The organism is Candidatus Zixiibacteriota bacterium (genome assembly GCA_016933955.1).
Taxonomy (GTDB): domain Bacteria; phylum Zixibacteria; class MSB-5A5; order GN15; family PGXB01; genus JAFGTT01.
Map to the genome: position 1 here is coordinate 16,584 of JAFGTT010000007.1, position 14,238 is coordinate 30,821.

11 protein-coding genes are annotated in these 14,238 nt (G+C 49.2%); all 11 read left to right on the forward strand.

Annotation, left to right across the window (positions count from 1 at the left end; all coding sequences use genetic code 11):
- The first annotated feature begins 49 nt into the window (after nt 1-49).
- The 11 genes from JXQ28_01445 (at nt 50) to dsrM (ending at nt 14,237) form a co-directional block, all read left to right on the forward strand.
- Nucleotides 50-2,026, forward strand: coding sequence for a VCBS repeat-containing protein (locus tag JXQ28_01445; GenBank protein MBN2276385.1), 1,977 nt, complete (start codon nt 50-52; stop codon nt 2,024-2,026).
- A gap of 307 nt (nt 2,027-2,333) precedes the next feature.
- A complete protein-coding gene (locus JXQ28_01450; protein MBN2276386.1) occupies nt 2,334-3,611 on the forward strand; it encodes a CoB--CoM heterodisulfide reductase iron-sulfur subunit A family protein in 1,278 nt (425 codons plus the stop codon).
- A 4-nt stretch (nt 3,612-3,615) separates the two neighbouring features.
- Complete coding sequence (locus tag JXQ28_01455) at nt 3,616-5,871, forward strand: FAD-dependent oxidoreductase (GenBank protein ID MBN2276387.1); 2,256 nt, start codon at nt 3,616-3,618, stop codon at nt 5,869-5,871.
- A 465-nt stretch (nt 5,872-6,336) separates the two neighbouring features.
- On the forward strand, nt 6,337-7,551 hold the full coding sequence (dsrA, locus tag JXQ28_01460) for a dissimilatory-type sulfite reductase subunit alpha (protein ID MBN2276388.1): 1,215 nt from the start codon (nt 6,337-6,339) through the stop codon (nt 7,549-7,551).
- Between the two features lie 48 nt (nt 7,552-7,599).
- Nucleotides 7,600-8,670, forward strand: coding sequence for a dissimilatory-type sulfite reductase subunit beta (gene dsrB, locus JXQ28_01465; protein ID MBN2276389.1), 1,071 nt, complete (start codon nt 7,600-7,602; stop codon nt 8,668-8,670).
- 18 nt (nt 8,671-8,688) lie between these two features.
- Complete coding sequence (locus JXQ28_01470) at nt 8,689-8,934, forward strand: hypothetical protein (protein ID MBN2276390.1); 246 nt, start codon at nt 8,689-8,691, stop codon at nt 8,932-8,934.
- Nucleotides 8,935-8,966: 32 nt separating this feature from the next.
- Nucleotides 8,967-10,388: a cobyrinate a,c-diamide synthase gene (locus tag JXQ28_01475; protein ID MBN2276391.1), complete on the forward strand. Its 1,422-nt coding sequence runs from the start codon at nt 8,967-8,969 to the stop codon at nt 10,386-10,388.
- Between the two features lie 124 nt (nt 10,389-10,512).
- Nucleotides 10,513-12,201, forward strand: a complete 1,689-nt coding sequence (locus JXQ28_01480) for an FAD-dependent oxidoreductase (protein ID MBN2276392.1) — start codon at nt 10,513-10,515, stop codon at nt 12,199-12,201.
- A gap of 52 nt (nt 12,202-12,253) precedes the next feature.
- Nucleotides 12,254-12,571: a TusE/DsrC/DsvC family sulfur relay protein gene (locus tag JXQ28_01485; protein MBN2276393.1), complete on the forward strand. Its 318-nt coding sequence runs from the start codon at nt 12,254-12,256 to the stop codon at nt 12,569-12,571.
- 97 nt (nt 12,572-12,668) lie between these two features.
- On the forward strand, nt 12,669-13,196 hold the full coding sequence (locus tag JXQ28_01490; protein ID MBN2276394.1) for an RsbRD N-terminal domain-containing protein: 528 nt from the start codon (nt 12,669-12,671) through the stop codon (nt 13,194-13,196).
- A 45-nt stretch (nt 13,197-13,241) separates the two neighbouring features.
- Nucleotides 13,242-14,237: a sulfate reduction electron transfer complex DsrMKJOP subunit DsrM gene (gene dsrM, locus JXQ28_01495; GenBank protein MBN2276395.1), complete on the forward strand. Its 996-nt coding sequence runs from the start codon at nt 13,242-13,244 to the stop codon at nt 14,235-14,237.
- The last annotated feature ends 1 nt before the right edge of the window (nt 14,238 follow it).

The following is a 14,238-nucleotide window of genomic DNA, read 5'->3' on the forward strand; positions in this document are numbered from 1 at the left end:
TTCAGGATTTTCTCATTAAAAGCACTTTTCCATTAAACCAGGAGGGTTTATGTTTAAAGGAATCTTAAACAATTTGTCGGTCATTTTATGCCTAACTCTGGGTTTTATTATGGCCGGGCAAATGGCGACCGGGTCGGCCTGTGCCGCCGATGAGGATCTCAGTTTCGAAGTCATCAAACTTTATCCCGATATGGTATTCGCATTTGATGTTGTTGATCTGGATAACGACGGCTACATAGATATCGTATATGTCGGTTTTATGATGGATATGTATATTCATATCATGTTCGGTTCAGGTGATGGGACATTTGAAGAACCGGTGGTTTTCAATGGAGCATCACAGTATGCATCCTCCGTGATAACAGAGTTTATCAATGCCGATTCACTTATCGATATCGTGACCAGCAGCGGGGACCGTACCTGGATATATCTTAATAATGGTGATCGGACTTTCACAGTCAGATCATTGCTTCATGGTAATACCAGCCTGGCAGGACTGGCAACCGGATATTTCAATAATGATGCTTATCCTGATCTAATCAGCGCCTATTATAATCTCTATCTTGGTGATGGAACGGGTGATTTCCCCTCTATGGTCAGTCTGCCGTTTTACGGACAGACAGTTTACACCAATGATTTCAGCAACGATGGCATCGATGACATTCTGGCGCTTGATCCCAGCGGCGAAGGGGGAATCTATCTAAATGATGGATTTTGTAATTTCACCCAGGCCTCCAGCTTTGATCTGGGAGCCTTGACTCTGGCGGCTTCCATCAATGAACCTTTTGCAGATTTTAATCTCGATGGTAATGCTGATTTCGCCTTTGTTACTCCTATTGACGAATATTATGGCGTAAAAAGCTTTATAACAGTTGGTCTGGGTGACGGCAACGGCGGAATTACGAGCCTTGACACGCTGTATACTTCCGGAACAGCCTACAGCCTGGCTATCGCCGATATCGACCAGGATAATAATCTCGATCTGGTGGCCTCGGATGCCACCAATGGCATTCTGGTGATGTTCCGGGGGTTCGGTGATGGCACTTTTGCCGATTCATTACAAATCGACATGTCCTCCGATTCGGCCACCCATGCCATGGCCACCGGAGATCTGGATCGGGACGGCAATCCCGATTTTATATGCGGCCCGCTTAAGAGCGACAGCATTGCGGCGGCGATAAATATGTACCCCGACAAGGCTATTCTCTCCAATGTTATGACGACCACCGGATATTCCAATGTTTCTGTCGGGGTTGAAAATCCGCTGGGGATGAAAATCTCCAAAAACTATCGGACGGTCGCGGGAGCCGCTTACGAACGATATGATGTCGATAATGATAATTCTGTCGATGAACAGGCAGTCGATTATAATCTTCAGAATGGACGGTACAAAATTGTCATAACACCGAGGCCAAACGCCTCCACCGGAGAGACCTTCTCCACCGACATTAGAATCGGAAATAAAAAGGCAACCTTATTCCGCGACTACGAGTTACCCGCCGGCCGTGAAGAACTGGTGTTTTATTATACCGTTGAGCCGGTATCGTCAATTCAGCCGGAAAACGGGCAAACGGGCTTGACAAGACCCAATTTCAACTGGAGCGGCCTGATCGCCAATCCCGATGGTTTAAGCTACCAGTTCCAGCTGGACAGGTATTATGATTTCCGATCTCCGATTATAGATATTGATGGATTGAGCCGGCCGGAATATAAGCAGGACTCGGACATCAGCCCCAACTCGTTATATTACTGGCGGTTCAGGACTTTCGACGGGGTTTCATGGTCCGACTATTCGGATATATTTGCGGTTTATATTGTCGATTTCATCTGCGGGGACGCGGATGGCGGCGGAAGCGTTAATCTTCTCGATGCGGTTTATCTGATCCACTACCTCTATCGCAACGGTCCGCCTCCGGACCCGGAGTCAGCCGGAAACGTCAACCAGGATAATAGAATTAATCTTCTGGATGTTGGCTATATTATCAACTACCTCCACCGGAACGGTCCCGAACCTGTCTGTCAATAAGATGGCGTTGATCAATTTACGGGGATGGCTTGGTTAAAGCCATCCTTTTTTAATATTCATGGTATCCTGCTTACTTTTCCCTTCCGGAATGCCATTCTTCCGCCGAATACTGGTCCGGCTTTGTGAATATAATCACTTGACAAAACAGCAATATTATTATTAGTTTAGTTCTCTATAAGAACGTGGGTTTGGAAAAAGTTAAATACACATAGCCATCCTTGTGAAATATTTAACAAACAAAGCATGGCGACAGAATTAAAAGTCATTCGCCCTCATGTAGTTGGGGCATGACCTGGAGGAGTGCAACATGGCAGAATTTGAACCGGTTGATGGCCAGATAAAAGCCGACACCCTGGTAGTCGGTGGTGGTATTACCGGTATGACCACCGCCATCGAAACTGCCGAAATCGACAAAAAGGTGATTCTTCTCGAACGACAACCGTCAATTGGCGGTCGCGTGGCGGCGATGAACCAGTATTTCCCGAAACTCTGTCCACCGACCTGTGGAATCGAAATCAACCTGAAAAGAATCCGGCTCAATCCCAGCATCAGGGTTCTGACCCTGGCCGAGATCGAAAGTGTCTCCGGAGAACCGGGTAACTACGAAGTCCGGATAAAACTCAACCCTCGCTTTGTCAACGAAAAATGCACCTGTTGCGGTGACTGCGCCAGTGTCTGTGAGATCGAGCGCGATAATGATTTCAATTATGGCCTGGATAAAACCAGGGCTATTTATATTCCCCATTTCATGGCTTATCCCCAGCGATATGTGATCGATCCGGCCTTTGTCAGTGACGAGCGTATGAAAAAATGTGCCGAGGTCTGCCAGTACGGAGCAATTGAACTGGATATGCAGCCCCGGACTATTACCGCCAAGGTGGGAGCCATTGTCTGGGCCACCGGCTGGAAACCATATGATGCCACTAAAATCGACAATCTTGGTTTTGGCCGATATAAGAATGTCATTACCAATGTTATCATGGAGCGTCTGGCTTCCAAAAGCGGCCCGACCGAGGGGAAAATCGTTAGACCGTCTGATCAGCAGGAAATAAAAAGTATCGGTTTTGTCCAGTGCGCCGGTTCCCGGGATGAAAATCATCTGCCCTACTGCTCGGCCATCTGCTGTCTGGCTTCCATGAAACATGCCACCTATGTGCGGACGCAGTATCCCGAGGCGGAGGTTTATATATTTTATATCGATGTCAGGTCTCCCGGCCGTCTCGAGGATTTTTACGTGAAAATGCAGAGTGATGAGAAACTCCATTTCCACCGCGGCAAAGTGGCCAAGATCGAGGAGAATCCCGCCAACGGGAATCTTATTCTCCATGCCGAAAATACGCTAACCGGGAAAATCGTGAAAACGGAAGTCGATATGGCGGTCCTGGCGACCGGGATGGTGCCGAATACGGCCGATGATCCGCCGCCACTGGAGACGCCGCTGGATGACAACGGTTTTATTATCCCCGATTCGAACACCGGCGTTATCGGGGCCGGAACGGTTATGCGGCCGCTGGATGTTTCCGCATCCATTCAGGATGCCACCGGAGCCGCGTTGAAAGCAGTCATCACCGGGGCGAGGAGGTAGGGTCATGGATCTGAAAATTGGAGTTTATATATGCCAGGGCTGCGAAATCGGGAAAAGCCTTGATATAGATCAGTTGATAAAGGAAAGCGAAGCCGGCAAATGTGCCGTATGCAAGAACAAAGAAATTCTCTGCAGTAAAGAGGCCATTGAGGAAATTCACCGCGATATTGCCGAGCAGCAGTTAAATCGGGTTGTTATCTGTGCCTGTTCCGGCCGGACATTTCCCGAGCTGTTTGATTTCGGTCCGGAGATTTTAACCGACCGGGTCAGTCTGCGGGAATATGTCGCCTGGACCCATCCGGCCAATGACGAGGACACCCAGATGCTGGCCGAGGATTATGTCAGAATGGGTATTGCCAAGGTTTCTCACGGGGAACCGCCGGTTCCTTTTATCGAAGAAACCAGCAAAGATATTCTTGTCATCGGAGGCGGAATGACCGGCATGACAGCGGCTCGGGCGGCCGCCGAAGCCGGGTACAAAGTTGTCCTGGTGGAAAAGGAAAATCAGCTGGGGGGCTGGGCGGCCAAATTCAAAAAGGTCTTTCCCAAACATCCACCTTATGACGAACTGGAGAATCCCGGTTTTGAGGAACTGGTCGATGTTGTCAGCAAGCATAAAAACATCGCTCTACATAAATCCACCAAAGTTAAAAAGATTTCAGGTGAACCGGGTAAATTCGAGGTTGTCCTGGAAAGTAATGGTCAGACCACGGAGCTGAAAACCGGGGCTATAATTCAGGCCAGCGGCTGGAGACCATATGATGCCAATAAACTCGGCCATCTGGGCTATGGTCTGTCGCCCGATGTTGTCACCAATATTCAAATCGAAGAGATGGTCAATAATGGCGGGATAAAACGCCCCTCGAATGGCGGCCCGGTTGAAAGCGTGGCGTTTATTCAGTGTGCCGGATCCCGCGATCAGGACCATCTTCCCTACTGCTCGGCGGTATGTTGCCGGGTTTCGCTGAAGCAGGCCCGGTATATCCGTGAGCAGTATCCCGAAGCTAAAGTTTATATCATCTATAAAGACCTCCGTTCACCGGCTCAATTCGAATTGTTTTATGCCAATGTTCAGAAAGACGATGGCATTTTCATGACCAAAGGTGAAATAGCCGGGGTAGCCAAGGATGATGACGGCAGGTTGATTATTGATGTAGAAGAGACTCTTCTGGACGAAGATATCAGGCTTAAAACCGATATGGTGGTGCTGGCCACGGGAATGGTGCCGACCTCAAAGGTGGCTGATAAGATCCTGGAAGAGACCGAGAAAACCACTGAAGAAACCGCGAAATCCGAGGACATCAAAGAGGGTGAAACATCCGATGGTAAAAAAGCGGCCGAGGCCGCCGAACCGGGAGCCAAAATCCTGAATCTGACATATCGGCAGGGAACTGATCTGCCAACCCTGAAGTACGGCTATCCTGATTCGCATTTTATCTGTTTTCCGTACGAAACCAGACGAACGGCCATTTATGCGGCCGGAGCGGTTCGCAATCCGATGGATTTCGCCAGCAGTATTAACGATGCCTACGGAGCCGGAATGAAAGCCATCCAGGCGGTGGAAGCCGTGGCCAAGGGCCAGGCGGTTCACCCCCGCTCCGGTGATCTTTCCATCCCGGAATTCTTCCTCCAGCGTTGCACCCAGTGCAAGCGCTGTACCGAAGAGTGTCCTTTCGGGACTTTGGACGAGGACGCCAAGGGGACGCCGCAACCGCACCCGTTCCGTTGCCGCCGTTGCGGTATCTGTATGGGGGCCTGCCCGGAGCGGATCATCACCTTTAAGAATTACAATATCAACCAGATGTCCAAGATGATCAAATCCATCCATGTGCCCGATGAGTTTGAGGAAAAACCGCGTATCCTGGCATTTATCTGTGAAAACGATGCTCTTCCGGCAGTCGATATGGCGGCCTTCAGAAGAATGCAGTATAATGCCATGATCAGAATCATTCCTCTCAGGTGCCTTGGTTCTATGAATACCATCTGGGTCGGTGATGCCCTTTCAAGCGGCTTCGACGGGGTTATTCTGATCGGGTGTAAAAAGGGTGATGATTACCAGTGCCATTTCATTCGCGGGAGTGAATTGGCCAACACCAGAATGGATAATGTCCGGGACAAGTTGAAGCAGCTGGTTCTCGAGGAGGATCGGGTCGAGTTGCATGAGTTGGCTATTTCGGATTTTGACAAGATTCCGAAAATTTTCGATGATTTTCTGGAGACCATCGAATCGGTCGGACCCAATCCTTATAAAGGTATGTAAATAAAGAATCTTGATCTCAGGAAAAGACCCCTGTTCTTATTCGGGGGTCTTTTTATTTGACCAAAATTCTTCCGGATGAGAATTTTAAAATAGACCAGATTTAGGGATATTAAGGCAAACAGCAAATTTGGTTTTTATGGCAATCACGGAGGTTTTTTTCTCCGCCAACCCATAACCTGTTAATATTTAAAATGTTAGGGCATTCGAACTTTCAAAACAACAAACTCACCCATTAAAAAACAGGAAAAAGATAATGAAATTTTTCACAAAATATCCTTGACTAATATTAGCAAATTAATTAGAATTAATCTTTAGTGGGAAAAGGATTTGGCGTGAATCTTTATTTTACTCAGTTTATAACTGAGATTATGTGAATAGTTTTAATGCAAATTCTAAGAATAGCTTACCATCGCCATTGGATTAGGAAAACTTAAAAAAACTTACCGAATAAATTAAGGAGACAAAATGGCGGACAATATCCCAAAAACCCCAAAACTTGATGAGCTTGAGAAAGGTAAATGGCCCAGTTTTGTCAGAGAGATAAAAATGGCGGCCAAGACCAACCCGATGGCCGGGGACCTTCTCGGGCAGCTGGAACAATCCTATAATGAGAAAATCGGCCACTGGAAACATGGCGGCATTGTCGGCGTCATGGGTTACGGCGGCGGCGTTATCGGCCGTTATTCCGACCTTCCGGACAAATGGCCGAACATTTCACATTTTCATACGATGCGTATCAATCATCCGTCCGGCTGGTTCTATACCACCGACGCTCTGCGCAAGATATGTGATATCTGGGAAAAACGCGGTTCGGGCCTGACCAACCTGCATGGCTCGACGGGTGACTTAATTCTCCTGGGCACCACCACCGATCAACTGGAGCCGACCTTCTCCGATCTGCAGAAGATTGATTTCGATATCGGCGGTTCCGGTTCCGACCTGCGGACTCCGAGTTGCTGTTGCGGGATGGCGCGTTGCGAATGGGCCTGCTATGACACCATGGCTCTCACCTATGACCTGACCATGCATTATCAGGATGAACTGCATCGGCCGGCTTTTCCCTACAAGTTCAAATTCAAAATGTCGGGTTGTCCCAACGACTGCGTCGCCGCGATAGCCCGGGCTGATCTGTCCGTTATCGGCACCTGGCGCGACAGCATCCAGATTAACCAAGATGCCGTTCGTGAGTATGCCGACCGCGGCATGGACATCAAGGCCGATGTGGTCGATAATTGCCCCTCCAAGTGCATGGACTGGGATGGCAGGGAACTTAATATTGCCAACGAATACTGCGTCCGTTGTATGCATTGTATCAATGTCATGCCCAAGGCTCTGCGGCCGGGCAAAGACCGCGGCGCCACCCTTCTTCTTGGTGCCAAGGCTCCGATCATCGAGGGGGCTCTATTGTCCTCGGTCATCGTCCCGTTTGTCAAAATTAAGCCGCCTTACAGCGAGATCAAGAATCTCGTTGATAAGATTTGGGATGTCTGGGGTGATGAAGGCAAAAACCGTGAACGCGTCGGAGAATTCATCCAGCGCGTCGGGATGGGCAATTTCCTTGATGCCATCGGAGTCGATCCAATACCCGAAATGGTGGCTCATCCGCGTGAGAATCCGTATGTCTTCTATGAGGAGTATTACGAAGAGGACGACGGCGAAGAAGAGGAAGAAGAATCATAATAAACCGGAAATTTTAGATTTTTTGAGGTATAAAATATGGCAGAAGCAATGCAGGAAAGAAGGACCGATTTCGGGCCTCCCCATTACGAGCGATTTTTGCCGCCGATTATTAAAGAAAACTACGGCAAGTGGCAATATCATGAGATTCTCAAGCCCGGTGTCATGGTGCATGTATCCGAATCCGGGGCCAAGCTCTATACGGTTAGAGCCGCCTCCGGGCGTTTGATCAGCATTCAGAAGATTCGCATCTACTGTGATCTGGCCGACAAGTATTGTGACGGTTATCTGCGTTTCACCAGCCGTCACAATATTGAATTCCTTCTAACCAAGGAAGAAAATATCGATCCATTGATTGCCGATCTCAAGGAACTCGGTCATCCCGTGGGCGGTATCGGCAATGCCATCACGGCTATTGTTCACACCCAGGGCTGGGTTCACTGCCACTCGGCGGCCACTGATGCATCGGGGGTTGTCAAGTGCGTCATGGACGATCTCATCGAATATTTCGAAGAGAGGAAATTGCCCGGTAAACTGAGAATCGCGCTGGCCTGCTGTTTGAATATGTGCGGTGCCGTCCACTGTTCGGATATCGCAATTCTCGGTATCCATCGTCGCCCGCCAAAAGTCGACCATTCCAAGGTCAACAAGCTGTGCGAGATTCCCAACGTATCGGCTTCCTGTCCGACAGCGGCCATCCGGCCGGCCACGGTTGACGGCAACCCGTCGGTCGAGGTTATTGAAGAACGCTGTATGTTCTGCGCCAACTGTTATACCGTCTGTCCGGCCATGCCTTTGAACGACCCGCTCAATGACGGTGTTTCGATCTGGGTCGGCGGCAAGGTTTCCAATGCCCGCCATGAACCCATGTTTTCCAAACTTGCCATTCCCTTCATACCGAACAACCCGCCACGCTGGCCGGAAGTGACCGAGGCCATTCGGAATCTGGTCGAACTATGGGCCAAGCATGCCAAGAAGTATGAGAGAATGGGCGAATGGATTGAAAGAATCGGCTGGCCGAAGTTTTTCAGGCTTTCCGGAATTGAATTCCAGAAGGAACACATTGATGACTTCAAGTATGCCGGTTTGACTTTCAAGCGTTCGACACATTTAACCTTCTAAGGAAGGGGTTGATTGAAAATGGCAAAGACTGTTGATGAAATCGCCGAGGCCATGTATAACATGGTCAAAGACGCCATGGGCGTCAAGAAACTCAAACCGATGGATCTCACCAAGGCCATGGTACAGTTGTATGGAGCCGAAGGTGTCGACAAACAGGTCTGCAAGCAGGCAATCAAGCAGCTTGTTGATTCCGGAAAATGTGTTTACACATATTTCGGCGGCAGCTTCCTTGAGATTCCGCATAAAGAGGGCGCCGCTAACTGAAATATACCCGGCGCCCCGGGTTTTGGATTTCTATGGCAGTTATGACACCCAGGCTTGTAATTGCCGGTCTGGCCGGTGATTCAGGCAAAACGATTGTCAGTTTAAGTATCCTTGCGGCTCTTTCGCGCAAAGGGCTGTCGATCGCGGCTTTTAAAAAGGGTCCGGACTATATCGACGCCGCCTGGCTCGGTTATATGGCCGGGACGCCTTGCCGTAATCTGGATACTTTCATGGTCGATCCGGATGAGGTTTTGGGTTCTTTCGCGGCTCATGCCGCCGGAACCGACCTGGCCCTGATCGAGGGCAATCGGGGTGTTTTTGATGGCCGTGATGTTGACGGGACACACAGCACTGCGGGGCTTGCCGAATTACTGCAAGCCCCGGTTATTCTGGTGGTCACTCCCGTCAAGGTTACTCGTACGATGGCGGCCATGATTAAGGGATGTATCGACTTCGCCCCAAAAATTCGATTTGCCGGGGTTATAATCAATCGGGCGGCAGGAATCCGCCATCGGAACATCGTGGCCGATACCATCGAAAGATATTGTCATCTTCCTGTCCTTGGCTCTATTCCCCGGTTGGATAGTGAGGAGGTGTTCATTCCCGGACGGCATCTGGGTCTGACCACTCCGTCCGAATTCGGATTCGGGCCGGAATTAACCGGGAGACTTACTGATATCGCCAGCAATTATCTTGATCTGGATCGTATCCTTGAAATCGCCCGGCAGGCCGAACCGCTGGAATCGCCCCGATCGGTCACCACTGATAGTGTTCGGTCGGTGGTTCGCATCGGGTACTTTAAAGATTCTGTTTTCACCTTTTATTATCCGGAAAATCTGGAGGCTCTCAGGGCGGCCGGGGCCGAACTGGTGGCGATATCGTCGCTTGATGATAAATATCTTCCCGACCTGGACGGGCTTTATATCGGGGGTGGTTTCCCCGAGACCCAGGCCGAGCGGTTGGCTGCAAATACAACCATGCTGGCGTCGGTTAAAAATGCCGCCGAAAACGGTTTGCCGATTTATGCCGAATGCGGCGGTTTGATTTATCTTTCGCGGTCAATTACCTGGAATGATAATAGGTACCCCATGGCCGGGGTTTTTCCAATAGATTTGATAATGAACCGGCAACCGGTCGGTCACGGTTATTCCATTATTACCATTGATCAACCCAACCCGTTTTTCGAAACCGGTCAAGTAATTCGAGGTCACGAGTTCCACTATTCCGAACCGGCTCCGGACCAGAAAATTTCGGAAAGCTGTATGCTGGTCGAAACCGGTTGCGGATTGGGTCAGGGGCGGGATGGTTTAGTCAGCGGCAATACTCTTGCCTGTTATTTGCATATCCATGCCGATGGTGTGAAAAGCTGGGCGCCGGCGCTGGTAAAGAAGGCCATTAAGTACAGACAGGGTCGCGGAAAGGGAATTGCCGGTGGTTTCAGAATCGCAATCTGAACCGGTGTGTATAAATAATGATTATGGAATCGGGAAGTTAATTCAAAATGACCTGCCGGAATACTGGAGAGGCCAACCGAAAATTGTTCCGACAGTGATATAACTATTTTGAGAGAGTAATATCATGGCAAAAATAGTCAAGAAAAAGAAAAAAGGTCTTGGCGGTATCAGCCGGTCGGCCGGCGGATCAAGTGTTGAGACCTCTCCGCTACGACCGCAATTTGTCGAAAAGAGGCCGCCCTGCGGTGACAACTGCCCGAATTATAATCCAATCAGAAAAATGTTGATGACCATCCAGAAGGCCGAGAGTCTCGGGAAAACACCCGAGCAAGCTTTTAAGGAAGCTTTTTATATTTTTCTGGAAAAAACGCCTTTCCCATCCGTTTGCGGTCGGGTATGTCCTCACCCCTGCGAATCGGAGTGCAATCGGAAAGAAAAAGAGGGTGCTGTCAGTATCAATAAAGTGGAACGCTATATCGGCGATTTCGGTCTGAATAAGAAGTTGAAACCGAAAATGCTGGTTGAGGAAAGCCGCCCGGAAAAGATCGCGGTGGTCGGTTCCGGCCCGGCCGGGATGTCGTGTGCCTACCAGCTGGCTCGGCGCGGTTATAAAGTTACTGTCTTTGAAGCTTTTCCGAAAACGGGCGGAATGCTCCGTTACGGTATTCCCGATTATCGTCTACCGCAGGATATCCTGGACGCCGAAATCAATCGGATTCTGGATATGGGAGTGGAACTCAAGTTGAATACTTCGGTCGGCAATGATATCAGCATTGATGATCTCCGCCGCGATTACAAAGCCACTTTCGTAGCTATTGGCGCGCATCAGGGTCTCAAACTCCGGGTCAAGGGCGAGGAAGCCGAGAATGTCTGGACGGGGACTGATTTCCTGCATAAGGTCAACGCCGGTGAGAAGGTTGAAGTGGGAGATAATGTGGTTGTTATCGGTGGGGGCGATACCGCCATCGATGCCGCCCGGGTGGCCCGCCGCCTGGGAGCCGAAGCAACCATACTCTACCGCCGGACCAGGGCGGAAATGCCGGCCATTGATGAAGAAATTACCGGCGCCGAGGAAGAAGGTGTCAGGATTGATCTTCTGGCCGCCCCGATAGAAATTTACCAGGAAAACGGCCGGGCAATCGGGATGAAATGCCAGCGGATGGAACTTGGTGAACCCGATGATTCCGGACGCCGGCGGCCGGTACCGATCGAGGGCGACACCTATGATCTGAAATTCACCACCCTGATTGCGGCTATCAGCCAGGCCCCTGATTTCAAAGGATTCGATGATTTGATCGAGGGCCGCGACTGGATTAAAGTTGATGAGAAGTACAAATCGATCAAATCCGATAAAATATACTCGGGCGGTGATAATATTAACCTAGGTCTGGTCATTGACGGCATTTATCACGGCCGAAGGGCCGCTCTGGCTATCGACGAACTTCTCGCCGGTAAAGCGTTGCCGGTGGAACCGCATCCCATGGGCGTTATCCGTTTCGATAAGATGAAACTCGATTACTATGAAAAGATGGATCGAACCCCTATCACGGAAATACCGGTTGAAGAACGGCTCGGTAAACTTGATGCCGAAATCGTCAAAACTTATACCGATGAAGAAGCCATCAAGGAAGCCAAGCGGTGTATGAGTTGCGGAATGTGTTTCGATTGCGGATCATGCTGGAGTTATTGCCAGGATAATGCGGTTATTAAACCGCTTGTAAAGGGTGCGGAATACAAATTCAAGCTCGAATTCTGTAACGGTTGCAAGAAATGCGCCGAGAACTGCCCTTGCGGTTATATAGAGATGCATTAAAAATATGAGAGTACTTTATTTAGACTAATAACAACTGTAAGGAGGAGTATCAATGCCTATATTTGAACAAGGCGATATCAAAATTGAGGTCGATGAAGACGGTTTCATGCAGGAACCGGATCAGTGGAACGAAGCAGTTGCCAAAGCTCTCGCGACGACCGAGGGTGTCAATGAAATGACTGAGGAGCACTGGAAACTGGCCAACTATCTTCGTGATTATTACCTGAAATTCGGAATCGCCCCGATGATTCGGAAGCTCTGCAAAGAGACCGGATTCTCATTGAAAAAGGTATATGAACTGTATCCATCGGGACCGGCCAAGGGCGCCTGCAAAGTGGCGGGTCTTCCCAAACCAACCGGCTGTGTGTAACTTATTCGTTTGAATTTGCGGGGCCTTTCGGGGGTATTTATATTTCCGAAAAACCCCGCATTATTTTTGTTAACGGGACTACTGCGGCTTTGGGCCAATGAATTTAATTGAAGTGCTGAACGAACATCGCCGGGATATCGAAAACGGCTGGATCCGTTCGATCCTGGAAACATATCCACCCGATTCGGTGAAGTTTTTTGCCCGGCAAAAAGACCGGTTCCAAAACCCGGTGGGGCAGGCAATTTCCAATGGTGTCGCCATACTGCTGGATGAATTACTGGCTGATTTTAATACCGCCCAAATCGAATCGGCAGTCGATGATATCGTCCGGATCAGGTCGATCCAGGATTTTACCCCCTCGCAGGCGGTGGAATTCATTTTTATCCTCAAAAAAATAATCAGAGATACTATAGGTAATTCGATCATCACCCATAATCTGGTTGATGAACTTGTCGATTTCGAAAATCGTATCGATCGGATGGCCCTGATAATCTTTGATACCTATTCGAAATGCCGTGAACAGGTCTATGAGATTCGTATCCGCCAGGCCCGTGCGGGCGGTATGAAACTGATCGAACGTCTTAATAAAAAATACGGGATTCCCGATCCGGACTCGGGATTATGATATGAAAACAAGTGATATTTTTACCATAAAAGGAGATTAAGGTAAATGAGAGGATTGTATTCTTTGTTTATCTTACTCGCCCTTATTTGCCTGGCCCTGCTGGGGGTATCGTTGCTTCAGTGGCATTACCTCTTCGGCGTAATTATTCCCTACCTCGCGGTGGCGTTGTTCATCGTGGGAATAATCTACCGGGTCGTCAAATGGGCGCGTTCGCCGGTACCTTTTCGAATTCCCACAACCGCCGGGCAACAAAAATCATTACCGTGGATTAAAGCCAATAATCTTGAAAGCCCCTCCAATATCTGGGGTGTTCTGGGCCGGATGCTTCTTGAGATTCTGTTTTTCAGATCACTCTTCAGAAATACCAAAGCCGATATCAGGGATGGCCGGATTATATACGGCGGCAACAAATGGCTCTGGCTGGGCGGTCTCGCCTTTCATTACACTTTTCTCGTTATTGTCATCAGGCATTTCCGGTTTTTCATGGAACCGGTCCCCCGGATTATTGAACTCATTCAAAATCTCGATGGTTTAATGCAGGTGGGTGTCCCCGTTATATATATGACCGATTTCATCTTTTTGGGGGCAGTCGGGTATCTTTTCTTAAGACGGGTCGTTATCCCTCAGGTCAGGTATATTTCGCTGGAATCCGATTATTTTCCGCTGTTTTTACTTCTGGCCATCGGAACCACCGGGGTCATGATGAGATATTTTACGGGTTTGCGGGTGGATATCATAGCGGTCAAAGAGATGGTAATCGGGTTGATCAATTTCAATCCCGCAGTCGTCTCCGGAATCGGGGCCATGTTTTATCTGCACCTGTTCCTGGTCAGTTTGCTTCTGGTCTATTTCCCGATTAGTAAATTGATGCATATGGGCGGGGTTTTCCTAAGTCCCACTCGGAACCTGGCCAACAACAGCCGCGTGCGCCGGCATATAAACCCCTGGGATTACCCGGTTAAGGGTCATTCATACGAGGAATGGGAAGATGAGTTCCGGGAATTGATTAAGGGTGCGGGAATGCCCCTGGATAAGGAATAGA

What these genes read in the sequence shown, in the direction of transcription:
- JXQ28_01475 (MBN2276391.1), top strand. Translation starts at nt 8,967, where the DNA reads ATGGCAGTTATGACACCCAGGCTTGTAATTGCCGGTCTGGCCGGTGAT.
- dsrA (MBN2276388.1), top strand. Translation starts at nt 6,337, where the DNA reads ATGGCGGACAATATCCCAAAAACCCCAAAACTTGATGAGCTTGAGAAA.
- JXQ28_01455 (MBN2276387.1), top strand. Translation starts at nt 3,616, where the DNA reads ATGGATCTGAAAATTGGAGTTTATATATGCCAGGGCTGCGAAATCGGG.
- JXQ28_01490 (MBN2276394.1), top strand. Translation starts at nt 12,669, where the DNA reads ATGAATTTAATTGAAGTGCTGAACGAACATCGCCGGGATATCGAAAAC.
- JXQ28_01470 (MBN2276390.1), top strand. Translation starts at nt 8,689, where the DNA reads ATGGCAAAGACTGTTGATGAAATCGCCGAGGCCATGTATAACATGGTC.
- dsrB (MBN2276389.1), top strand. Translation starts at nt 7,600, where the DNA reads ATGCAGGAAAGAAGGACCGATTTCGGGCCTCCCCATTACGAGCGATTT.
- JXQ28_01445 (MBN2276385.1), top strand. Translation starts at nt 50, where the DNA reads ATGTTTAAAGGAATCTTAAACAATTTGTCGGTCATTTTATGCCTAACT.
- JXQ28_01485 (MBN2276393.1), top strand. Translation starts at nt 12,254, where the DNA reads ATGCCTATATTTGAACAAGGCGATATCAAAATTGAGGTCGATGAAGAC.
- JXQ28_01450 (MBN2276386.1), top strand. Translation starts at nt 2,334, where the DNA reads ATGGCAGAATTTGAACCGGTTGATGGCCAGATAAAAGCCGACACCCTG.
- dsrM (MBN2276395.1), top strand. Translation starts at nt 13,242, where the DNA reads ATGAGAGGATTGTATTCTTTGTTTATCTTACTCGCCCTTATTTGCCTG.
- JXQ28_01480 (MBN2276392.1), top strand. Translation starts at nt 10,513, where the DNA reads ATGGCAAAAATAGTCAAGAAAAAGAAAAAAGGTCTTGGCGGTATCAGC.